Below are 22,859 nucleotides of genomic sequence, written 5' to 3'. Positions count from 1 at the left end.
ATTACGGACCGAGATATCGCCGCGGCGAGCATCCGATTGTCGCATTTCCGCCAGTTGAACCGCGAGATCTCCTGGCACATCGCTTGCTTGACTTGGGGCCGGTATCATCGCTTCCCGCGCGAAGCAAACTTGTGAGGACGATATGCTTGGAATTGGAAGTAAGTTGCCGCCGTTCGAAATCACAGGCGTGAAGCCCGGTTTTCATCTGCACGAAGAGAGCGGGCAGAGCGCGCTCGAGACGCTGACGGAAAACAGCTTCCCTGGGAAATGGAAGATCATTTTCTTCTACCCAAAGGATTTCACCTTCGTCTGCCCAACCGAGATCGCCGAGTTTGCCCGGCTGTCGAAGGATTTCGCCGACCGCGATGCGGTTGTGCTGGGCGGCTCGACTGACAACGAGTTCTGCAAGCTGGCTTGGCGACGCTCACACAAGGACCTGAACCATCTGCCGATCTGGCAGTTTGCCGACACCAAGGGCGGGCTGGTCGATGGTCTTGAAGTGCGTTCGCCGGACGGCGTCGCCTATCGCTACACATTCATCGCGGACCCAGACAACACGATCCAGCATGTCTACGCGACCAACCTCAATGTCGGCCGAAACCCGAAGGACACGCTGCGCGTGTTGGATGCTCTGCAGACCGACGAGCTCTGCCCCTGCAACCGCGAGATCGGCGGCGAAACGCTGAAGGTTGCTTGAGGCATCATGTCAATTGAGCAGTTGATGGACCAGATCCCCGATTTCGCCAAGGACGTCAGACTGAACCTGGCGTCGATGATATCAGATGAGACGCTATCACCGCAGAGGAAACACGGGCTGTTGCTCGCCACCGCAATTGCCGCCCGCAATCCTGTAGTGATCGCCGCAATGGAATCTGCGGTAGCTGTCGTGATGACGCCGGCCGCGGTCGCAGCGGCGAAATCCGCAGCCTCGGTGATGGCGATGAACAACGTCTACTACCGCTTCGTTCACCTCTCCGCCAACCCGGAATACAAGACGATGCCGACGCGGCTACGCATGAACGTCATCGGCAATCCCGGCGTGGACAAGGCCGATTTCGAGCTGTGGTCGCTGGCGGTAAGCGCCATCAACGGCTGCGGGGCCTGCATGGACGCGCATGAGAAGGCGCTGCGGGAGGCCGGCATCAGCACGGCGGTCATCCAGACCGCGGTCGGTCCCGCTCCGCGGGTCCATTACAGCGGTGGTTGGCGACAAAGAGCGCTTCGTCCGCGCGGTCCGGTATCGACCCGGTGGCGAACACGCTCTCGATGGGATTGGTGGTGCGCAAGTGATCCCAACGTTCGGGAAGAAAATCGTAGAAGGCCAGCAGTGCGTCGCGATCCTTCACCAGGCATTCGACCGCCCAGCCGTACTGGCGCAATACTTCTCGGCGAAGACGTCGATCACCGCTTCGGCGGACGCTCGGTTCGCGCCCAATGGACCTCGCAGAACTCCTTCTTGCATGGTGGCCTGCACGGAGAGTGGGACCATGTCCAGGACGTTCACGGTGTTGTGCACCCAGCCTCGCTGGTGGCGTGTGCCGGGAAAGACCTCGTCGAGCGCCTTGTAGAAGTCGCGCTCGCCGGCGCCGATATTGGCCAAACTCGTTGTTATTGATGACGTCATCTGGATTGTTTTGCCAAGCCACGCCTCCCTTAAGGTAGGTCAGCGTGTGGCCCTGCGCGCCAAAAGCGTAACCGAGATGACCGGCGCCAGTTACAAAGACATTTGGGTTTGCCTTGCAGTTTGCGCTCACTATCGTGCCGGAGCCGGCGAGGCAGGTATTTGTGCCGTTGCAGACTGCACCGCTAGCAGTGGGGCCAAACACCGACCTATTCCTCTGCCAGTTGTAGCCGATCCGGCCGCCTGCCAGGAACACAGGAGTATTGACGACGCCATAAACGGACGGACCGTAGGGATTGCTGAAGGGTTTTTGGCCGTAACCACCGTCGACGTGCCCGCCAATACATCCTCCGGACCAGCTCCGCAGGGTCGGTGGCACTTGTGCTGCTGGCCCAAGGGTTCGCCGAATTGGCTGCACCGTTTTCGACCAGCGCAACCGTTGTCGCTCCCCAAGAACGAACTCAAGATCGCATCAAACACTCCGCGGCGCTTTCCCGATCCACAACCAAGCGCCTTCGAGCTGGCAATCGGTGATGGCACCGCGAATGAAGCAAGCAGCGTGCCGCTTGGAAATTGGGGTCTCCAGTTACTTGTTGCGCGATGATGTGCGCCGGACCTGATACGAGCGAGCACGCGGATCCTGCTTGCGGCGATCGAGGGCAGCGGCCGGAGTTTCGCAAATCGGATCGTCGGACGGCCGCGCTCCACTCAGCAGGCGCCGGCCACAGCGCGCGGCCTCGGTCTGAGGCTGCAACGACTGCTCCTCGGCCCAGTCGAACAATCCTCAATGCACCACTCCCCGCCGCGCTTGTCGAACGAGCCGCAACAGCGTCGCCCGATCGGAACTGCCGCACGNGCCCATCCTTGCCGCCGCGCTGCATGACAAGGAAGCACGTCGCAGAGCGGCGCGCGTCGGGCCGACCAGTTCTGTCATAACTGGCCGAACTGGTGGATACTGCGGGCGCGCTTTTGAGCACCTCTCGCGCGGGGAGGCAGGAGCCCTCCGCAGGCCCGGAATAGATGCCATGCCGATCTATTGGGTGGGGTCAATAGGAGCGGCGCAGCATGGCCTTGCTGGCCCGGGCCATGCAGCGGCAGTACCGATAGATGCAGTTGCGGATCGCCAACCGGTCCAAAGGTTCCATCAGGATCGCTTCATTCAATCACCAACTATCCCGTCTCCGTAGCTAACACTCCAGTCGGAAAACATTGGTGAGAATGTTCCCTCTAGTGTTCTGCCCCGGAAATTCGCTGACAAAGTCGCGCGAGTTTTTGGAGGATGGAGTCGGCGGCAGCGGTCCACATGAAGGGGCGTGAATTTGCATTGTGGCTGCGGATAAAGCGGTCGATTTTTTTTGACGAGATCGGCGGTGGAATCGAACGATCCCCGCCGGATGGCGCGTTGGGTGATGAGCGCGAAGAAGCGTTCGACCTGGTTGAGCCAGGAGGCGTAGGTTGGCGTGAAGTGAATGTGCCAACGCGGACGGCGGGCGAGCCGGGCCCTGACTTTGGGATGCTTGTGAGTGGCGTAGTTGTCGACGATGAGATGGATGTCCAGTTGGGCCGGCACGTTAGCTTCGATATGACGCAGGAAGGCGAGGAACTCCGGGTGGCGATGGCGGGGTTTGCATTGAGCGATGATTGCGCCATCGAGCACGTTGAGGGCGGCAAACAGGGTGGTCGTGCCATGACGCTGGTAGTCGTCGGTGACGCCTTCGATGTAGCCGAACCCCAACTGCTGGCGCGAACCGCCCGCCTAAATAGTGGCAATTGCGCAGCGTGCTCCTCGCGTGTTGGCCCCATCCGTGCGCCTGCCGCCGACCAGTTCGAAGGTGCCTGCGACCCAGCAAGTGTGGCCCACGCTGGAGCCCAGTTAGCACACGAGAACCCACGGCGCGCATTACGCTATGCCATCCACAAAGCGCTGGTTCGTCGCCTTGTTCAACAAGCGCGCAGTTCTCAATGCTCTTCTCGTCGAGCGTCGTCCCGCTCCCGCGCAGGCAGAACCTGGTCTTCTCGCTCGCTTCACCCAAATGCGGCGCCCGCAAGAGCTCCTTCTGCTCCAGCTGCAAGCACTCTTCGCGCTTTGCGGGCGCCTCCGCTGCTGCTGGCGCCAACTGCGATCCGCCGGAGACGTTACCGTTGGCCATACGTCCGAAGATCCCGAGAGCTGAGACGGCGAACCGCAGCATTTTGTTGCCCTGGCTTAGACTGTCAGTTGGTATTCATCAAAAGATATTCTCGGCTGCCTGCCATCTGTGCGGAACGCCGATCGTCAAACCGCCATCGACGACGATCTCGGAACAGGTAAAATAGCTGGACTCGTCGCTGAGTAGGAATAAGGCTGCATGCGACACGTCCTGCGGGCAGCCTGCCCGGCCCAGAGGAATAGGGAAAAGAGAGGGATCGAAACGCTCGGTAGTGGGCGTGGTAATGAAGCCGGGATGAATCGAGTTGACGCGGACGCCAGAGGCGGCTGCCTCCAGCGCAGCAGACTTTGTTATGCCCCGCACGCCGAACTTAGAAGCCACATAGGCATGAAGCCCGGCAGTGCCCCGCAGCCCCTCGACCGATGAGATGTTGACGATCGAACCGCCGCCCGCGCGCCGAATTGCCGGCAGGGCCGCCTGCATTCCGAGGAACACACCGGTTAAATTGACGGCAATGGTTCTATTCCACTGATCGAGCGAGAGCTGCTCGATGGAGGCCATGCTGGCGATCCCAGCATTGTTGACCAACCCATGCAGCGCGCCGAAGCTGCTTTCGGCGACCGCGACCGCCCTGGCCCACTCCGCCGGCTGGGTGACGTCCTGGCGCACGTAGATGGCGGAAGTGCCTAGTTCAGCAGCGAGAGTTTCCCCTTCTGCGTGAAGAATATCAGTAATTACGACCTTAGCGCCCTCGGCTACTAGTCACGTGAATCTAAAGTTCGCCACATAAAGTCTGTTGAGCTTTGTGGCAGAAGCGTTTGACGGAAGCCAAAATCTGATCGGCTGACTTGGTCCATTTGAAGGGCTTCGGGTTTCTGTTGCAGGTCGATGAAGGTACGGATGTCGGCCTCGAGCTGCCTGACGGAGGTGTGAACACCTCGCTGGATCTTCTTTCTGGTGAGTTCAGCGAACCAACGCTCGACCTGATTGATCCATGACGCGGAAGTTGGTGTGAAGTGGACATGATAGTGCGGCCGGCGAGCAAGCCACGCTTTGATCCTGGGTGTCTTGTGGGTGGCGTAGTTATCCATGACGATATGGACATCGAGGCCTTCAGGGACCTGGGCATCGATCTCTTTTAAAAACTTCAAGAATTCGACTGCCCTTTGCCGCTTGTAGCATTTGCCGATGACGAACCCCGAGGCGACGTCGAGCGCGGCAAACAGCGAGGTCGTACCGTGCCGCACATAGCTGTGCGTGCGCCGTTCCGGCACGCCAGGCATCATCGGCAAGACCGGCTGCTCGCGATCGAGCGCCTGAATCTGGCTTTTCTCATCGATGCTGAGGACGAGCGCACGGTTCGGTGGGGATAGATAAAGGCCGACGATATCGCGCACCTTGTCGACGAATAGCGGATCGCTCGACAGTTTAAATGTCTGGCTGCGGTGCGGCTGCAAGCCGAACGCTGCCCACATTCGGCGGATCGTGGTGTGAGAAAAGCCGGTTTCCGCCGCCATCGAGCGGATCGACCAGTGCGTCGCGTCGGCTGGCGTCGTCCGCAGCGTCCGCTCGATCACGGCAGCGACCTGATCGTCGTTGATGGTGCGAGGGCGGCCAGGGCGGGCCTCGTCAAGCAGGCCATCACAGCGATCCTTCAAAAACCGGCGACGCCACTTACCAACGGTATGTTCGTGAAGGCCGAGTTCGGCAGCTACAGACTTGCTTGGCAAGCCATCCGCACACCGCAGGATCGCACGGCATCGCTCAGATAGCGACCAGGCTACGCGATGACGACGAACTTGTCTCTCCAAGTACGCCCGCTCCTGCGCACTCAGCATTAACGGCGCAATCGGCCGGCCTCGCTCACCTGCATTAGCCACTCGCACTCTCCTCTGTAGAGATTCGAACTATCAACTAATGTGACGAACTTGCGTTCCAGATGACTAGCAGGCGCGCATGAGCTGCACCCAGCCCGCGAGCTCCGCCGGTCACCAGAATGACCTTCTCATTCATACGTCCCATGGCCTGATGTCCTTGCTCGCTCATTGATTGATGCGCCGTCAGTAGGGAGATCAGCTCGAGCCCATCTTTCTCCCGACCCATCCTATGCCATGTGCATGGCGGCTTCCCCAAAGCCTTCGTCTCGTCCAAACGGACGATCTTCCTGCCCGACCGTCCGCCGTCATTGAGGAGATAGGGCGCTGCTTTCGACCGGCAATGCAGGCTCGCAGCGAAAAGGCGTTCGCCCTGCTGCGTTGGATTAAGCTTTGACGAGAGGAGAGCAAAGCACATAAGTTCTCCGGCGTGCAGCGGCTGGAGATTGAATGTTTCGAATCGGCGCGCCGATGATGGCGTGCGGAAATCCAGCTAGATCTGATTGTGAGGTAAAGCTCCCGCGATCGTTAGGTGCTGGATCAATGACGCAAGCCCCTCAGGAGCGCAGCCACCCGGTCGATCTCGCCTCCTTGCGTTTCTGATCATAAATAGCACAGCACGGCATTGATGTGAATCAATCGAGCAAGTCATACGCACGCGCTCGCGGAAGAGAAAAAAATGCGCCCGATCAGGACGGGGTGCACGAGGGTTGCAGCGTTGGTCGCCGCCAGGGAAGCCGACATCTAGTGCGCGCTTGGTCTGCCCGCCCTTCATCGAACCAGAGTTGCGCGAGGTCAGCATCCGGATCGTAGGTTGATCATCATCCGGTATCCACGAAATGCCATCCTGCCGTATCCTTATGGTCGGCACGGTACTCGTCAGCCCAACTGGCGATCGAAGCAAGTGTTACGTTGGGGTGATCAAGAGCAGGAGCTTCCTGCGCAAGCAGGCCCTCGATTTTGCCGAGCGTGGCGGGATCGAGCCGTCGCCGTGCGATCTCGCGACAATTGCATGGCCTTCCTGCCCCAGGACCAGGCCTGCGAGACCGACACAACGAGCACGAGCCACGCGAGCCAGACAGCTCTCATAGCCTTTGCCCACAGCCTTCAGCTCGATCTACCACAAGTCGTGCGCCTTCATGATTGCAACTACATCCGGGCGAGAGGTCGAAATACCATGCGCAAGACCAAACATCGCGGCATCGGTCGCGTCGCCGCCGATTTCCTGCTCAATCTGATCGCCTATAATCTGATCCGCATCCCCAAACTGGCTGCAGCCTAGCCAGCCCAGACCTAGCCTCCCGGACGCGCCAGCCCAACGAGGCCTCCGCAACAGAAAAAAAACGCTTCATTCCTCACGTTTTTCAGCAGACTGCTAGCGCCTCCTCAGGGAGGACGACAGAAGGCCTTAAGAGAAAGCATCAGTTTCCGGCCAGAACGTTGCAGAACGCCATATCCAGCCTCCGGAATTCGTTACCGCCTTCGGCAGCCTTGGCACTGGATCTCGTATAGGTCCGAAGATGCGCGTACAGGTGCTCCCATGAATGGTAGTTCGCAATCTCATGGGACCTCCGTTATCCGCCCCGGCTTTGCGCGATGAGATGGATTCGCAATCTGCCGGGCTCTCGAACCCGGTCCTCAAACGTGCGGCATATGAGCTTCACCAGGGCAGCTTCCATGGAATTGGAACGATGGTCATTCGGATTTTCTTGTGCGTCCGGGAGAACGACCTTCGTCAGCCAATCGTCAGCCAGGTGCTCTATCTAGATAGGCTGCGCATTCTCGGCTGTATCGGAGATGAATATGACGGGCATTGGCCGACCTGGCAAATCGCACGTTGGGACTGCAGGAGCCGACAGCGCGGGGGGATCAAGCAATGCGCCCTCGGATTCCAGTCTCGCCCCTGGGGAAGGCAGCCAATCTTTCGACTCCGTCGTGGAGCGGATGCGCTCCGGGCCTCAAGGTGCAACGGCGCCACTCGCCAGCCACCCGCCAACATCGCGTCTGGCAGTCCCCGTTTCCTCGAGGGGCGACGAGATCAAAGCAACAAAGCGGAAAATGGACAGCCTGCTTGAGGAATTTGAGGCTTGTCGTAATGCGGCCAAGCAAGTCCAGGACTCGTCACAGCTGCAAGAGCTGATCGATCAAGTCGTCAAGGCAGGCTCAACAGTTCTGGAGTACTACGCGAGTCTGCCCCCAGATTTGGCACGTAGCATTGTGCCCGACGATCAGGCTCGCCGAATCCGCGACGTGGCACTCGAGGCGGCGGAAGAATGCAACATGCTGGCCACCCGGACCATCTACGCCTTGGAGAAGAGCAGGAAGGGTGCGGCATCCGTGCTCGACGCGCTCCGCAAATCCAACGCTTCGCCCGACCAGCTCAGCCGAGCGGTTTCCACTGTGGCGAAACAGTACTTGGCCTGCATAGAGTGGTGGGGAAAGAAGGCATTGCGCTCGGAACGGATGCAGTCCGTCTGCGCGGCCACCGCCAACCTACCAAGTACAACGCCCCGGATGCGGCAGGGCGAAGAGGCGGCACTGCGGCTGCACGCCGGCTGGGCACTCAATACGAAGTGCATGCATCTGCAATCGCGGATCGCTCTCGCGCAGCTCATGATTGAGCAGCAGGCGAGCGAGTTCGAACCAGCCGTGAGAAAAATCCTCATTGGTGAGAACGGGCGGGCGCGTCTGCTCGGAACCTTCATCGAGGATGTTTTTCCGGCATTCGTCTCGACGTCCGACGCTGTTCTATACAGCAAAGGACAGGCACTCGACGCAGAGCACTGCGCCGTTCTGGAAGGAGTCATGGAGCGGCTTTCGGAATTTGCGTCGGCGTCGCAGGACGACATCGTTGCCAAGCTAAGCGACGTTGGAACAGGTGCCCACCTCCCAGTGGAACTGTTGGACCAGATCGTGGAAGGCGCGTGGCTCACTGCGAACGAGGTCATGCGGTTTCTGGCAGTGCAGCCGAAGATGCCGGCCAACATCGCACCGCCGGCCGAGGCTGGAGCTTCGACACCGGCGAGCACTACCGGCAGGGCTGTTGCGGCCGAAGGCACTGCAGCGCGCAGGAAGGGGAAAGGCAAGCGCACGCCCGCCGCTTGCGCCGGGAGTTCGGCGGCTGGGCGGCCGGAGCCGCAGGTCGCGACCGCCGGCATTGGCACGGCGCCAGCAGCCAAGGTTCTCGTGCTCTCCGATCTGGGTACGAAGAAACTCGCGAGCGCGGAGGAGGCACATGCGAGGGCGTCATCGTCGGCGACCGGACACTTGGCGATGTGGCAGGCTCCCCCGTCGAAGGAGGCACTGACGCGAGTACTCAAGCGGTTGGACGAACTTTTGCAATTCGATCTGCCCGGTCAGCAAAGGGCCATCTCGCAAGCGCGCCAGATGAAACCCGAGGACGCCGACCACATCGTGGACACCGTCGTCGAGCGCCTGCAGAAGCAGGCCGCCGAGATGCAGGCCTGTGTAGCCGCGTTGGAGGAGCCTCGTCGACGCGGCCTACTCACGCCTGCGCAAGTGAGCGAAGTGCACAACAAATTAAACCGGCTCAAGGTGATGTTGTCCGAGGCACAGGGGCTGGCAAAGACTTTGCAGGACCGAAAGGCCAAAATCAGGATCGATTGCATGAAGACCTACGCCTTTCCGTCGCAGAAGTACCTTGAAGAGCTGCGGGCGGCTGAGGAGTTGGCGCCTGCGGATCTACCGCGCGCGTTGAAGGGCGAGCCAGGGACGCTGTTCGAGATCAAGCTGCAGGGTAAGGCACGGCGCAATGGTGCGATGCCCAGTCCGATGTGGGTGCACATTCATACGAAACGGCCGGTACATGCCTGGCAGTTGGCGACGCTGGATGACGCCGAATTCGCCGCTTGCCACGTGAAGTCGAATGAACAGCGCGGCTACAATCGGCACTGGCAGAACGCCCGAGCTGCGACGGGTCACGAGAACGTCGTGATCCATCGCGGCAAGCTAACGCCTGCATTCTGTAAGTCCTTGTTGAGCACCGCAGTTAGCGGCCACCCACCCTATTGGCTTGCCGAGGCGGAGCACCGGTCGACGCAGGTTGCTCGACACGGGATGTAGTTGGGGTATGGCACGACAATCACGGAGGGCGTATTGCCTTATGAGTCGGTGACATCGCGCTTTGGCCGGAGAACAAGCCATTCTTGTCGTGTGGCAGGCTCGTACCATCTCAGCCCAGGACAAGATGGCAGGATTGCACGCCAAAACACGCTAGCATGTTAGGCTGCAACTTGGGAGGCGGCCGACATCAGCTCTTCGGGGCTCGGCCGCCCGAAGATGCGATGGCCGCCTTCGGGAACTTCGGTAAAGCTCCAGCGCACAATCCCCTCCCGGTCGATCAGGGAATTCCCCAAAGAAGAATTTCGTAAGAATAACTCTGCCGCTTGCTGGGCAGGACTTTTGCTTGGCTCTGGCTAAGCGAAGCCAAATGATGCAGCGTGGTCTCGACTGGACGCACCGCCTCCGCAAGATCGCCGATGACACCTGGCACGTCTCCGCGGATACCCCGACCAAGGCGGCCTTACTCCGCCAGCTTTGTTTCGATGTACGCGTTCGGCGAAGGAGCGGCGATCCCCCATTACCGCATTGGCGTGGGCCAGAATGTGTTGCTGAACAAACCGAAGGCCGCTCTTGCGGGCCCTCGGCAGGGTGACATCCCAGTATTCGTTAATGGCCCTCTCAGCCAACGGGATGCGGTTCAGATCGCCTTAGCGATCAACCTGCGCAGGATTCCTAAGCAAGTTTCCAAGTGGGGCATCGGTCGAAGACTTATTGATTTTCGAGTCTCTCGGCGTGTTCTGCGAGCTTTTGCCATTCATCGGCGAGGCGTTGCCACGACTCCTTGTCGAGCGGGCGGCTCGCTCGCTCCGCCTGCGCACGGCAATCCTCGGCCTTGGCGCGGTAATAGGCTGAGTTATTTCGAGGCATATTCCGCTCCAGGTCATGTGCCCCGGCGCGACCGTTGGGCGCGCCGGGGCAGTGCTCCCTCTCGGCCGACCGTGGGGTCAGGGGGCTGAAGCTCGATCAGCAAAGAGGTCGCACATGAGCAAAGGCATCTCAGTGAACTGCTGGAGCCTGAGAATGTCGCCTTCGTCAGGCTCACTCCTGCAGGCGTCTTCGGTTGAAGCGAGCACCGGTAGCTGTGCGAGCCTCGGCCATTCATCGGAACGCCGCAGTAGTCGCTGTTTGTCGATCGGACCAGCCGTCTTTGCACTGCTGCCGACATTGCTCGGCTCGCGCGGATGATTTCTGCATGATCGGCCATAGCATCTCGTAGCTCTCAATGGCCCGAAGGGCCACTCGGCCTATCAGCAACGTAGCGCGGCTAATTCACTTTGGCTTTGATTTAGATCACCTTCCCGCGATGGTCGCAGCCCGCTGCAAGGGTCGGTTGCTGCCCTTCACACCCGTAGCAGTTACAGCAGGATTCCAGCACCGCCCGCACGGCAAGCCGCGGTAAGACAGCGGTGTCCGATTGGCCCCGGCGGCCAGAGCCAGTATCTTTTCGGCTAGGCATGCCTTCAACGATGACGTCCGCTTTGCTTCGGGCACCATCCGGACAGCATCGTCCAGCACACCTCGCAGCACGACACACGCTTTAACTTGCGGCTCATGGCGCTACTCCAGCAAGACAAAATCTGTCCATGCCGGCTCCAGCCTGCCCAGCCGGTGGTCCGGAGGCAGGCCCCGCGGAACTTGGCCTCCGATGGGCCTCTTTCGCCGAGTGAGCGGGGCCGTCGGTTTTTGGGGACAGGTCACATCGGCGAGCACAAAAAATGTGAGTCGGTCATGTGACAGGCGCTTGCGGACGCCAGTTGACGCCCCTGATGTCGGAAGCTCCAGGCCGCGCTGTCGTCGGCTGGCGTTCGCCACACACGAACAGCCCCTTCGCGGGATCCCCCGCGCAAGGTGTCAGTGCCGTCGGCGGGTGCTGCCTGAAAGTTGGTGGTTAGGCTGGCGGGCTACCCACCTAGCCCGATTGTCGAACAGGCGTCCGCAAACACCGTAATTTAAGGGGTTACCGGGGATGTCGCGGCCGGAGCCTTGGGCGGTCTTCCATTCCGCTTCAGGCCCCGTGTTGTTTTCGCGGCAACCTCCTGCGCGCTCACGCGCTCGCCGGCCAAAATCCTCGCCTCGAACTCACGACGTGCCGCTTCTTGCAGCGCGCTACGCGACAGCGCGACCAGCACCGCCTAACGTTCGACCTTGGCCGCAAGGTCTTTGCGGTCCGCATAGCGGCGGGCAACGCGCATCAATTGCGACACCTTCGTCGGCTCGGTCAGGTCGAAGGTGTGGCGCCACGATGTGCCCGAATTCGGCATTGCGCGGCGTGTTATCGCGGAATCTCGTCGACCAAGGGAAAGAACGTCGCGAGGGAGAATTCACGATTCCGACCGCCGCCTGTCGCTGGCGACGAACGCTCGGACGCCGTGGGAGCTCGTCATTTCGCGCCACGCGGCGTCCTCGAAGTGACCGTTGGCCTCGATCTCGGCCCGCTCCAGCTCATCCCGAAGGCGTCTGTTGGCGACACGACTAGCCTTCACCGCAGCCGTGTACCCGATGGTCGCGAGGCGGATTTCCGACGGGCTCAGCGAGGAGCCCAGATGCGCCACCCTCGGTCGCTGTCGACGCGCTCGCAAACGCCTTGTTTTGCGGTGTTTGCGGAGGCGCTGACGACATTCGGGCTGGGGGTGTGCCCAACAGCGGTTTTTGGTCCGTAGAAGCGGCCAAGGACGCCGTGACGCTTCAGTGCACGGAACTCGATCTTGCAGGCCGGTCGAGAGCAAACGAGCTGGTGGCCGGCGTTGCGCGCCATCGAGCCTTCGCAGACCAGACACCTCGCAGCGTAGAACATCCTCCAGCAACCACGACAGCAGAACGACGAGCGCGGGTTCTCGGTCGGATGGGGAAGCTTGGTGCGGCAGCGGCGGCAGTATGTCCGGGCCTCCGTCATGCCGCGGCCCCGACAAGGTTTTGGTTTGCAAAGAGGGTGTAAGCCTTTGATGCGGATGGCCGGACAATCGCCCCGGCCCTTTAATTGCGAGGTGTTGCCAAGCTTCCATTCTTTGTCTCCAGTGGCACGATGGTAGCGATCACTTCGTCGGAGCTGGTCGGGGTTGCGGAGACGGGGTGATCGCGGGTGACGAGAGAATCGCCAACCGGAACTGGCTGAGGCCGGTCTCTTTAACGGGTCAACTTGATCGCGTTGATGTCGCAGCTGGGGTCATGGTCCTTTCCGAGGTCGCGGGCGGTGCGGTCTCGGGCATCATCAGCATGGCACAGAGCCCGGCCGCGCTGGCGACAAGCATGTACCAGGCGGGCGCCAGCGCGTTCCCGGTAACGTGGATCAGCCAGGTGACGACGACTTGCGCTGTGCCTCCGAAGATCGCGATCGCAAAAGCGTAAATCGTCGCGAAGGCGCCATCGCGAATGTTCTTGGGCAAACCTTCGGCCATACTCACATAGAAGGCGCTATTCGGAATCGCTCCGATCAGGGTGAGCGCGCCGAGGCCTCCGAGAAGTGCGAGGGCACTGCGGCTCTCTGTGATCCACAAAAGCACCGGATAGATCATCAGGAACGCAGCGATCTGCGGCCAGATCATGATGTGCCGGCGTCCGGCCAGATCCGCGAGCCAACCGCCCAGCAGGGCGGCAGCATTTCCTACCGTGTTGCTGATGAGCGTGGTGGCAAAGGCGAGAGGCGCAGAAACTTGCAGGGTGTTCAGCGCATAGGTGGATATTGCGGGACGTAGGTAATAATCGTGCAGCTCGCCAAAATGACGAATCCCAAGCTCATGATGCGGCGAGCGGCAGGCGATCTTACAGTCTGGACGAGGAGAGCCGGGGCTTCGGGGCGGTGCAACGTTTCCGACAGGGCGCTCCGCAACCAAAGTCCGAACGGCAGCGTACCGGCGCCGAGCAAAAGCGCGATCCGCCATCCGTACGCATTGAGTGCCTCGGTTGTCATGGTGAGGGAGAGTATTTCTCCAACCAACGCTCCGGCGGTCGCAGCTATCTGTTGGCTGGCAGGTTGAAACGAGACAGCAAGACCGCGGGCCTCGGCCGGGGCCGCTTCTATCAAATAGGCGGTAGTCGGACCGACTTCACCTCCGAGAGCGAAGCCCTGCACCAAACGTGCGAAAATGGTTAGTAAGGGAGCAGCAATTCCTATTGTCTCGTAGGAGGGCGTAACAGCCAACACCAGGATCGCGGCGCTCATCGTGGCAAAGCTGGCGCTCATCGCGGGCCGGCGCCCGATCCGAGTACGAGCCGAGCACGATGGCCCCGATCGGTCTGGTTACAAAACCTGCGCCAAACGTCACGAGCGACAGCATGAGGCTGCGAACGGGTCGCTCGTCGGGAAGAACGCCTCACCGATCTGGATCGCGAAAAAGCTATAGGTCCCGAAGTCGTAGAATTCGAGAATATTGCCGATCGTGGCGCCCAACTCGGCGCGGCTGGTCAAACGGTCGTCTGCTGCAACGAGGACCGGCTCCAGCCTCTTCCGAGTTAAATTGCCTGGTCATCCTCGATCCGCCTTAAGCGCGATCGCTGGCCGAGCATTTTCGACCAGCCAGGTCGCGCACGTCGCATTCCACTTGCCTCACGCACCCTCTATCTTGACGTGGCCGGCCCGCGCGCCAGTGCTCACATGTGGCCTGAAGCATGTCATGACGAAGCTCATGATAATGAGTGCATAAACATGCCTGCCTTTTGCGGGCACATTCAAGCCCTGAACTGATTGCGGCAATCGCCAGCAAAGATGAGTAACGAACGCGCTGCAATTTTTCGGCGCGCGCGTTCATTGCGCTCCTTTGCATTGGCGAGTTTGCGACAACATTGGAGGGCGCCGAACGTGGTAGTGCCTGCTTTCACACCCAACGGCCACCGCGCGTGCATGCTGCCTTCAGCTCGGCTGCGTGCGCGGACGCGTCAGGCGATTGGCCGCCAGCGGCAGCATTTTGAGATGCACCTTCTCCTCGGCGAAGGCGTCGTTGACGACACGCTGGGTCGTGGCGTGTAGACGCGGATTGGCCACCGTATCCAGCCAATGGCGCAATTGCGCGTTCAGGTCATCGAGATTGCGGAACGAGCGGGCGAGGAAGAAGTCCTCGCGGATATAGCGATAAGGTCGCTCGACCTTTCCCTTTGTTTTAGCCCGATACGGACGGCAGGCCTTGGGTTGGAAGCCATAGTGTCGGGCGAAGTCGACCAGCGCCCGGTTGTAGACGATGCTGCCGCCGGCGTCGCCGATGACGGCAGTCTTCATGCGGTCGTAAAGGATCTCATGGAGGATGCCACCGATCGCCTCGAATGCCGCCATATGGCAGCGCAGAACCGTCTGCATGTCCTGGTGCAGGACAAAACGCGCCCAAATCAGCCGGCTGAAGCCGAGCACAAAGGAGAACAGCCAAACGATGCGGGTGACCGCCGGCTCATCGGTGAACTGCACCTGGAATTGAGCGAAGTCGACCTGCGCCTGGTCGCCCGGTGGCGTCTCGAAGCGAACTTCAAACGTTGGCAATGGGACCGGACGAATCTCGCGCAGCAGGTCGGTAACGGCGGTGTAGCCGCCCTCATAACCGCGTTCGCGAAGCTCCCGCAAAAGCCGGCGGCCGGTCAGGCCGGGATAAGCCATCACCCGTTCGCGCAAATACGGAACGAATGGATCGATGCGGCGCTGGCGCGGCTTACGTGGACCATAGACCGGCGGCTCTAAGCCACGAGCGATGCATTTACGAACGGTCTTTCGATCGATCCCGAGTTCGCGGGCGATCGCTGAAACCGTCAGTCCCTGCCGATGAAGATCAAGAATCATGATGACTTCCCCAAGCTTGATCACCGCACCCGCTCCCTCGTTCTGGGCAGAGCAGGATTGGGTGATCGATTCGCCGCCCATCCTCAGGGCGCGCCCTGAGGATGGGCGACACGATCAACTGGGGATTTTTTAAACGGCACTTCTGGGGAGAATTACTCAGGCATCAACAGCCGGTGAAGCGAAGCGCTCGGACCGACATGACAGACCGCGCTCCCGCCCACAGATAGAATTCCTGCCGGATCAGCTGGAACGGCCGTTCATTCCAGCCGGCCTCGAAAAGGCCAGGAAGCCGCGCGGACACATGCGGCGCTTATCACTGACGTAGATCGTCGACGCCGAGAGCTGCAGTCAGCTAAGGCGGCGCGACCGAGATCAAGGTGAAGGAGCGCAAGGATCGTACGCATCCGACGGCGGCCGTCTTGCGTGACGGGTGGTAATTAGCGAAGCGTGTGACCTTAAGTCTAGCTTTAAGGTCATCAGGCGATGCGGGTCGAGGTTTTGGGCGGGCTGGAGCGGCGGCGGCGCTGGTCGCAGGACGACAAGGCACGGATTGTCGAGGAGACGTTGGTGCCGGGCGCGAAGGTGACTGAGGTTGCGCGTCGCAACGGAGTAGCGGCCAGCCTGGTGTTTACCTGGCGTCGACAAGCACGGACATCGGAACAAGTTGTGCCATCTTTTACGCCGGTGCAGATCGCCGCCGCAGCGGCATCGGCTGAGGAAACTCCGAAGCTTTTGCCTACGGCTGACGGCCGAGTTCGCTCTGTGGCAGCCGCGCGTACTGGATTGATCGAGATCGATCTTGGCAACCGACGGTGCATCCGGGTGGATGCGCACGTCGATCCGGAGGCGCTGGCGCGGGTCCTCGATGTGCTTGGACGCCGATGATTGCTATACCGGGGAATGTGCGAGTGTGGCTCGCGACAGGCTACACGGATATGCGCAGAGGCTTTCCGTCGCTGGCACTCCAAGTGCAGGAGGTGCTGCGCAAAGACCCGCTCAGCGGTCATCTGTTCGTCTTCCGCGGTCGCCGCAGCGATCTTGTGAAGGCGATCTGGCACGATGGCCAGGGAGCCTGCTTGTTCACAAAAAGGCTCGAGAGAGGAAAGTTCATCTGGCCATCGGTTGCCGGTGAATCGGTCACGATCTCGCCGGCGCAGTTGAGCTATCTGTTGTCCGGGATCGATTGGCGCAACCCTCAAGAAACCCAGCGTCCGACGCGGGTCGGATAGCCGTTTTACGGTTTGAATCTGCTGCTCGATCTGATTCAATGGCTTCATGATATCGAAGCCGGACGATCTTCCATCGGACCTTGTGAGTGCCCTGGCGGCGCTGCAGGCCGAGCGTGAGGCGCGGCTGCAAGCCGAGGCGGTGGCTGCCAGTGCGCGGGCGGAACTGTCGGACAACGAAGCGCTGATCGCGCATCTCGAGCTGCGGATCGAGAAGCTCAAGCGCGAACTGTACGGGCAACGCTCCGAGCGCACAGCGCGGCTGCTCGAGCAACTGGAGTTAGAGCTCGAAGAACTCGCCACCACGGCGAGCGAGGATGAGCTTGCCGCGCAGGCCGCAGCGGCGAAGACGCAGAACGTCCGCCCCTTCATGCGCAAGCGGCCGGTGCGCAAGCCATGGCCGGATGACATCGAACGCGAGCGCGTCGTCATTGAGGCTCCAACAACCTGCGCCTGCTGCGGTGGATCGCGACTGGCGAAGATCGGTGAGGATGTGACCGGGACGCTGGAGGAGATCCCGCGCCGCTTCAAGCTGATCGAGACGGTACGCGAGAAGTTTACCTGCCGCGATTGCGAGAAGATCAGCCAGCCGCCCGCCCCGTTCCACGCCACGCCGCGCGGCTTCATCGGCCCACAATTGCTGGCGACGATCCTGTTCGACAAGTTCGGCATGCATATCCCGCTCAACCGCCAGAGTGCGCGCTTCAAGGCTGAAGGGATCGACCTGCCGTTGTCGACGCTGGCCGACCAAGTCGGCCACGGGACCTTCGCCGCCATGGCCGCTCTTCCACTTGATCGAACGCCATGTACTCGCGGCCGAGCGCCTTCATGGCGACGACACCACCATCCGTATCCTGGCGAAGGGCAAGTGCACGACCGGGCGGATCTGGACTTATGTGCGGGATGACCGGCCGTTTGCCGGGCCTGCGCCGCCGGCGGCGGTCTATTACGCCTCGAGCGATCGACGAGGCGAGCATCCCCAGAAGCATCTGGCCGCCTTCGCCGGTATCCTGCAAGCCGATTGCTACAACGGCTTCGAGCCGCTGTTCGACCCGCAGAAGAAGGTGCTGCCGATCACGCCGGCGTTTTGCTTTGCCCATGCGCGGCGGGGCTTCTTCGAGCTGGCTGACATCGAGAAAAATGCCCGGGAAGGTAAGAAGGGCAAACCGGTCTCTCCGATCGCGCTGGAGGCGGTCAGACGCCTCGATGCGTTGTTCGAGATCGAGCGCGCCATTAACGGCCGCGGCGCCGACGAGCGGCGTGCCGTTCGCCGGGAAAAGAGCAAGCCGCTTCTCGAGGACATGCACGCCTGGTTGCTGCGTGAGCGCGAAACCCTCTCGCGCTCCTCCGAGGTCCTGAAGCCTATGAATTACATGCTCAGGCGCTGGGACGACTTCGCCCGCTTCCTCGACGATGGCAGGATCTGCTTGACCAACAATTGCGCTGAGCGCGCATTGAGAGGCATCGCATTGGGAAGGCGCAACTGGACCTTCGCCGGCAGCCAGCGCGGCGCCGACCGTGCCGCTATCATGCTGACGATGATCACGACTTGTCGCCTCAACGACGCCGATCCCAAGGCCTGGCTCGCTGACATCCTCGCCCGTATCGCCGATCTTCCCGCGTCGCGTCTGCACGAACTGCTGCCCTGGGAATGGAAACTCCTGCGCCAAGGCGACAAGCCCGCCGATCAGCAGGCCGCCTGATCTTCACGCAACGCCATCATAGAGCTCGCCGTGCCCGCGCGCATGCGTCGATCAGGCGGTCTTCGTCGTATGCGAACCAAGGATCGCGTTGATGACGCAATGCACGCGACCCGTGCGGGGGTGGAAGAAGGCATCGTTCCGGGCGGCGGCGTCGCCCTGCTCCGTGCCACCGAGCAGCTCAAGGGCCTGCGCACCAAGAACGACCACCAGAAGACCGGCGTCGAGATCGTGCGCAAGGCGCTGTCCTGGCCGGCCCGTCAGATCGCGATCAACGCGGGCGAAGACGGCTCGGTCGTGGTCGGCAAAGTCCTGGAGAAGGATCAGTACTCTTACGACACGATGCGCAGACCGGCGAGTACAGCAACCTTGTCTCCAAGGGCATCATCGACCCGACCAAGGTCATGCGCACCGCAGTCCAGAACGCGTCGTCGGTGGCGGCTCTCCTGATCACCACCGAGGCGATGGTCGCCGAGTTGCCGAAGAAGCCGGCCGCCGGCCCCGCAATGCCTCCTGGGGGCGGCATGGGCGGCATGGGTGTTATGGACTTCTGATCCAGCCGCCGTCACGTGAACCACGAAACGCGAGAACCCCGGCAGCAATGCCGGGGTTTTTGTTTGCTCTTGCAATCTCTTACCACGTTGTTCCGGGCTCGCATTACGCGAGTCCCGGAATCTGCTGTTCGCAGATTCAGCAGCGCTGGTCGCCTTTTTCGTTAAGCATGTTCAGCCGATTGTGAACCCAAGATTTCATATGCCGACCTGATGCAACAAAAAGCTCCGCGAGACGCCCCGCTCGTCTGGAGCGTCCGTTCAGCTATCCGCGGGCTTCCGTCAAGTCTTCACAAATGCTTCGTCAATTTTGCTCTGCCAGTTAGGGCCGCCGGCCTTGAAATGATTCAAGACAACGGGGCTAAGCCGAGCTTATTCGTCGGCGCCTTATTGAGCCGCGGCGCCTTGCGCATCGTTGGGAAGACCTCGTCGAAGGCTTTTGTCTTTGCAAAGTCGCGTTTAGTCGATTTCGGGTTATCGCTTAGTCATAGCCTCACGCTGGCACTTGGACACTGCCTGACCGCTCGGCCGACATCCTACAACAAGTTGCTGGCGAAGCTCGCCTCGCACCACCGCAAGCCGCATGATCGTTCCTTACCACGCCAAAGATGGGTCCGACCTCCGTTCAGGATCTCCCCGCCGGGAAATTCCATGAGATCGGGCCGGCGACAAGCGCCAAGATGAACCGCCTCGGGATTTTCCCGGGCATGGACATGCGCAACAGACACTCGAGTTTATGAACGCCAACTTCGGCAAGGCCGATAGCTACTCTGTTGGATACCCACGGCATCGACGAGCGTCCCGTGCGTGCCAACCGGATCCGCAAGTCCCTCGGCGCGGAGAACACCTTCTCAGAGGACCTAGCGGAGTACGATGCTCCGGCAGCGGAACTGAAGCCGCTCATCGAAAAGGTTTCGCACCACTGCGAGGCCACAGGCGCCCGGGGCGGGACGGCGACGCTCAGGGTGAAGTTCTCCGATTGCGAACTAATCACCCGGAGCAAATCAATCGGTCATCCATACCGCAAGCGATCTTCGACCCTCGCTCAGGACCCGCTGAAGCACCTGATGCCGCCAAAGAAGCCAATACAATTGCTCGGAATTGCGATAGTCAGCGTCATCACGCAGCTTCTGCGGTGTCGACGGCAGATCAGCCAGAGAGTGACGACCGCGCTAGATGTCTGACAGAGCCCTCGCCCGCACCGCTGGCGCAGCATCACTACCAACTCGAGGGTGATGGATGAGCCGAACGTCGTTGGGTCCTCCCGGCCCCAAGACGGCGGTGTAGCGCTCGCCGCGAATGTCGTAGTGCTTTACCGGCTCCGTCGCGTCCGGCAAGAGGCCCCAGCGGCCCAGCTTCGAGATCATCATGTCCGGCGCGGGTTGGGTGCCGTGGGAAAAGTCCTCGGGAACGGCCAATGAAGCATCAAAAGTCTCGCCGACCGCTGAGGGCATAGCCTCAGCCCTGGCGGACGCGGGCGCGGCTTGCTCCATCCTGTGTCCAAGCGGCGCTGGCGAGGTCCGATTCCCCGGCCGCGCGCTCGGCTGCGGAGCGTTTTCCGGTCGAGATCCGAGACGAATGGCAGCGCCTGGCGGATTGAGTGGGGCGCTCTGCCTCATCAGCCCCGCGGGCACCAACAGCGCCGTGTAACGGTCAGTGTTGATCACGAAGCTGGTCGGTCGGCTGTCCTGGCTCGGCGGGAGGCTGCTCCCCTCCCGCGCAGTGATCAGCTCGTCCGGCGCGTGCTGGTGGCCGAAGTTCAAGGGACGAACGGCCTCTCCGAAATTCGGGGCCTGAGGATGGCGCGCGGTTGGCCCGAGAGACGACGATGGGCCGGCGCCTTCCATCCTCGCCCACAGCAGATCCGGATCGTAACCTTCCGCAGGAAGGACCACTGGCGAGCCGACAGCTCGCCCGAGAGGCGACGGTGGGCCGGCGTCTTCCATCAACACGCGCGCGGCTGAATTGCCGGCCTCGCTCAGCTGCCGCGCAATGGCATCCTCTTGCGGATGGCTTAGCGTCCTCTGCCTCTTCGCCGCGCTCCCGGTCAGCTCGTCCGGAGCCGGCTGGTAGCCGTCGCGCCGGTTCAACTGACGAACGGCTTCTCCAAAATCCGGCGCTTGGTGATCGCGCACGGTTGGATCGAGAGACGATGCTGGGCTGGCTTCGTCCATGATCCCCCGCAGCAGACCCTGATCGTGACCTTGCGTTGTGAGCCCCTCCGACCATCTCAAAGCTTCCCGCGACGCGCTGTCCTGCGCAGCGGCGTCCCCAAGACGTCTGGCGACGGCGCCTTCGGAATGAGGATCGCGGGCACTATGGCGCCCGAGCTCCAACGGATAATAGGAGCCTGGAGGAGCAGGAACCCCTGCGACGGGAGCGGCATCGCGTTGCGGCACTTCATCCAAGTGCGGCTCAAATTCCGCTTGCTGCTGTTGCTGTTGTGCCACCGTGGCGTTGTACGTAGCGAGATCTCGGTCGAATGGGCTGATATTGTTAAGTGGGTCCATGTTCCCCTCCGGTTGGGGCCGGTTCGCAATCCTGAGCGGATAGTGTCGCTCTCTAGTTCTCACTCTACTAGGATCAGCTTTCGACAAGCTGACGGGCTTAGAGAATTAGAGTGGGCCAAATTGGCCGAAGCGTGCATTCTCTCACACGCAGCAGCATCGGTCGTCCGCCGAAGAAAGGCCTTAATGACCAAGAGGAGAGATTTTTGCGCTGGCGAAGTTGGAGCAATCGGAACCACCGCTTGCCGCTTACTAGGTCCTGTGGACCTCCTGGGATTCCCTTAAGCCGGCACATCAGTTCAAGACTGCTTTTGGGGAGGCAGTCTTGGGTATGATCGACCGTATGGTTTTGAGCGACGCGCCGTCGGATCGGATGGCGCCGCTGATTATCGGCCGGGCTGACAAAAGGGATCGACTGGAGGCGACTACCGGATGTTCGTGGAGGGCGTTCTATGGATTGTGCGTACGCGAGCTCGCTGGCGTGATCTTCCAGAGGCGTTTGGCGATTGGAACAGCGTTCTCCAACGCTTCAGCCGCTGGAGCGCGAAGGCTGTATGGTGGCGATCTTCGAAGCGATGTCTGACGATCCAGACTTCGAGTATCGATCGTTGATTGCACCATCGTCCGAGCCCATTAGCACGCTGCCAGGGAGCCTGCTCCTCGATCGGGGCGAGCGTACCGCGGCACCCGAGGAGTTCGTGCTTGGTGCGTTATTGCGAGGCTGCACGGCCAGCTTGCCGGATTCGGAAGCGCTCGCCATCCCCCCTCCGCGCCATTCGTGGGAGCCCCGATGAGTTTACCCCGCTCGCCAACTGCTCCGAAATGGGATAGACGTGCGCGTGCGCTTTCGCAAAGACTGCTTGGCCCGCAACGAGCTTTACGTGCTCGGCCCTCTTGCCGGCTCGGACCCGCTTACTGAATGACCCGTCGCCGCGATAGTTGATCATACCAGTCGTTTGGTGCCCTCCTGGTCCCATACTGCAACCGTTGAGCACCCCCTCCGTTCTTGTCTATCAGGCGGAAACCGGTGTTCCGCTGCAGCAAGTTGGAGCGCTCGTCGGTCAGAGTGCGCATCGAGAGATCTGGCCGCATGTGATCGATTGGCTGGGGCTTTAGGGTTTGAGCTACGAGCAACTACGCGCCCCAGCTGCCGTGTGCCGGCATCGTCGCAGCGAATTGATCAGGTCGCTCGTGGACCAATCTTGGGCCGTGCTTCTTGGCGATGACACGCGGCCTGCCGTTCAGCCCTCATCCAAACTTGAATAANACNCCATATCCGCCACGCGGATAGCTCCATTCGATGTCGCCAGTGGGTTCGCCGATGACACGGCAGGTGCCGCATTCGATGCAGCCGTCGACGGTGACCTCGACCTGCCCCTTGTGGTTGAG

At 61.1% G+C, this 22,859-nt stretch carries 11 protein-coding genes and 11 pseudogenes; 10 read left to right on the top strand and 12 right to left on the bottom strand.

Going from position 1 to position 22,859, the window contains the following annotated elements; genetic code table 11:
• Positions 1–142 precede the first annotated feature (142 nt).
• Both YY7_RS0145020 and YY7_RS59450 read left to right on the top strand, forming a co-directional pair.
• Positions 143–697, top strand: coding sequence for a peroxiredoxin (locus YY7_RS0145020; protein WP_028168808.1), 555 nt, complete (start codon positions 143–145; stop codon positions 695–697).
• A 6-nt stretch (positions 698–703) separates the two neighbouring features.
• Positions 704–1,171 (top strand): annotated as a pseudogene (locus YY7_RS59450) (carboxymuconolactone decarboxylase family protein); the annotation flags it as partial.
• Positions 1,172–1,195: 24 nt separating this feature from the next.
• Here the strand turns inward: YY7_RS59450 and YY7_RS64055 are convergent.
• Positions 1,196–1,615: pseudogene (locus YY7_RS64055) on the bottom strand (transposase); the annotation flags it as partial.
• On the opposite strand from YY7_RS64055, the gene YY7_RS61385 reads away from it, so the two are divergent.
• On the top strand, positions 1,593–2,225 hold the full coding sequence (locus YY7_RS61385; RefSeq protein WP_155255611.1) for a hypothetical protein: 633 nt from the start codon (positions 1,593–1,595) through the stop codon (positions 2,223–2,225). The pseudogene YY7_RS64055 and the gene YY7_RS61385 sit on opposite strands and share 23 nt — an antisense overlap.
• Positions 2,226–2,848: 623 nt before the next feature.
• Here the strand turns inward: YY7_RS61385 and YY7_RS55210 are convergent.
• From YY7_RS55210 to YY7_RS65375, 4 genes and pseudogenes are all read right to left on the bottom strand, one after another.
• Positions 2,849–3,338 (bottom strand): annotated as a pseudogene (locus YY7_RS55210) (IS630 family transposase); the annotation flags it as partial.
• A gap of 511 nt (positions 3,339–3,849) precedes the next feature.
• Positions 3,850–4,518 (bottom strand): annotated as a pseudogene (locus YY7_RS55205) (SDR family oxidoreductase); the annotation flags it as partial.
• Positions 4,519–4,543: 25 nt separating this feature from the next.
• Positions 4,544–5,651 (bottom strand): annotated as a pseudogene (locus YY7_RS55200) (IS630 family transposase).
• Positions 5,652–6,466: 815 nt separating this feature from the next.
• Positions 6,467–6,700: a S1/P1 nuclease gene (locus tag YY7_RS65375; RefSeq protein ID WP_165421509.1), complete on the bottom strand. Its 234-nt coding sequence runs from the start codon at positions 6,698–6,700 to the stop codon at positions 6,467–6,469.
• A 748-nt stretch (positions 6,701–7,448) separates the two neighbouring features.
• Here YY7_RS65375 and YY7_RS0144965 point away from each other — a divergent pair.
• Positions 7,449–9,728, top strand: coding sequence for a hypothetical protein (locus YY7_RS0144965; RefSeq protein ID WP_028168802.1), 2,280 nt, complete (start codon positions 7,449–7,451; stop codon positions 9,726–9,728).
• A gap of 158 nt (positions 9,729–9,886) precedes the next feature.
• Here the strand turns inward: YY7_RS0144965 and YY7_RS64045 are convergent.
• The 4 genes and pseudogenes from YY7_RS64045 to istA form a co-directional block, all read right to left on the bottom strand.
• Positions 9,887–10,018: pseudogene (locus YY7_RS64045) on the bottom strand (AhpC/TSA family protein); the annotation flags it as partial.
• A 1,842-nt stretch (positions 10,019–11,860) separates the two neighbouring features.
• Positions 11,861–11,989, bottom strand: a complete 129-nt coding sequence (locus tag YY7_RS64615; RefSeq protein ID WP_283807049.1) for a hypothetical protein — start codon at positions 11,987–11,989, stop codon at positions 11,861–11,863.
• A gap of 870 nt (positions 11,990–12,859) precedes the next feature.
• Positions 12,860–14,166, bottom strand: a pseudogene (locus YY7_RS55195) (MFS transporter).
• A 453-nt stretch (positions 14,167–14,619) separates the two neighbouring features.
• Positions 14,620–15,510, bottom strand: a pseudogene (gene istA / locus YY7_RS55190) (IS21 family transposase); the annotation flags it as partial.
• 459 nt (positions 15,511–15,969) lie between these two features.
• Here istA and tnpA point away from each other — a divergent pair.
• The 4 genes and pseudogenes from tnpA to YY7_RS0144920 form a co-directional block, all read left to right on the top strand.
• Positions 15,970–16,371 carry an IS66-like element accessory protein TnpA gene (tnpA, locus tag YY7_RS0144935; protein ID WP_028168800.1) on the top strand — a complete coding sequence of 134 codons (402 nt, stop codon included), beginning with the start codon at positions 15,970–15,972 and terminating at the stop codon, positions 16,369–16,371.
• Between the two features lie 23 nt (positions 16,372–16,394).
• A complete protein-coding gene (gene tnpB, locus YY7_RS0144930; RefSeq protein ID WP_433994572.1) occupies positions 16,395–16,715 on the top strand; it encodes an IS66 family insertion sequence element accessory protein TnpB in 321 nt (106 codons plus the stop codon).
• Between the two features lie 46 nt (positions 16,716–16,761).
• A protein-coding gene (gene tnpC, locus YY7_RS55185; protein WP_155255609.1) for an IS66 family transposase occupies positions 16,762–18,415 on the top strand; the annotation gives its coding sequence in 2 pieces (ribosomal slippage) (positions 16,762–17,490 and positions 17,492–18,415; 1,653 coding nt in all).
• A gap of 78 nt (positions 18,416–18,493) precedes the next feature.
• Positions 18,494–18,966 (top strand): annotated as a pseudogene (locus YY7_RS0144920) (TCP-1/cpn60 chaperonin family protein); the annotation flags it as partial.
• Between the two features lie 279 nt (positions 18,967–19,245).
• On the opposite strand, the pseudogene YY7_RS62730 reads toward YY7_RS0144920, so the two are convergent.
• Positions 19,246–19,323 (bottom strand): annotated as a pseudogene (locus tag YY7_RS62730) (BrnA antitoxin family protein); the annotation flags it as partial.
• Between the two features lie 413 nt (positions 19,324–19,736).
• Between YY7_RS62730 and YY7_RS57225 the strand changes: the two are divergent.
• Positions 19,737–20,147 (top strand): hypothetical protein, encoded by a 411-nt coding sequence (locus tag YY7_RS57225; protein ID WP_028168797.1) that lies wholly within the window; start codon positions 19,737–19,739, stop codon positions 20,145–20,147.
• Here YY7_RS57225 and YY7_RS55175 read toward each other — a convergent pair.
• Positions 20,136–21,473: a hypothetical protein gene (locus YY7_RS55175; protein WP_051397279.1), complete on the bottom strand. Its 1,338-nt coding sequence runs from the start codon at positions 21,471–21,473 to the stop codon at positions 20,136–20,138. The genes YY7_RS57225 and YY7_RS55175 overlap by 12 nt on opposite strands.
• 322 nt (positions 21,474–21,795) lie before the next feature.
• Here YY7_RS55175 and YY7_RS61375 point away from each other — a divergent pair.
• Positions 21,796–22,104, top strand: a pseudogene (locus tag YY7_RS61375) (transposase); the annotation flags it as partial.
• A 614-nt stretch (positions 22,105–22,718) separates the two neighbouring features.
• Here YY7_RS61375 and YY7_RS55160 read toward each other — a convergent pair.
• Positions 22,719–22,859 (bottom strand): 4Fe-4S dicluster domain-containing protein (locus YY7_RS55160; RefSeq protein ID WP_035692671.1); only part of this gene is annotated, 141 nt, incomplete at its 5' end.

It is taken from the genome of Bradyrhizobium elkanii WSM2783 (assembly GCF_000472865.1).
GTDB lineage: Bacteria > Pseudomonadota > Alphaproteobacteria > Rhizobiales > Xanthobacteraceae > Bradyrhizobium > Bradyrhizobium elkanii_A.
Note: the sequence above shows the minus strand (reverse complement) of the source record. Positions and strands in the feature narration are given on the sequence as shown.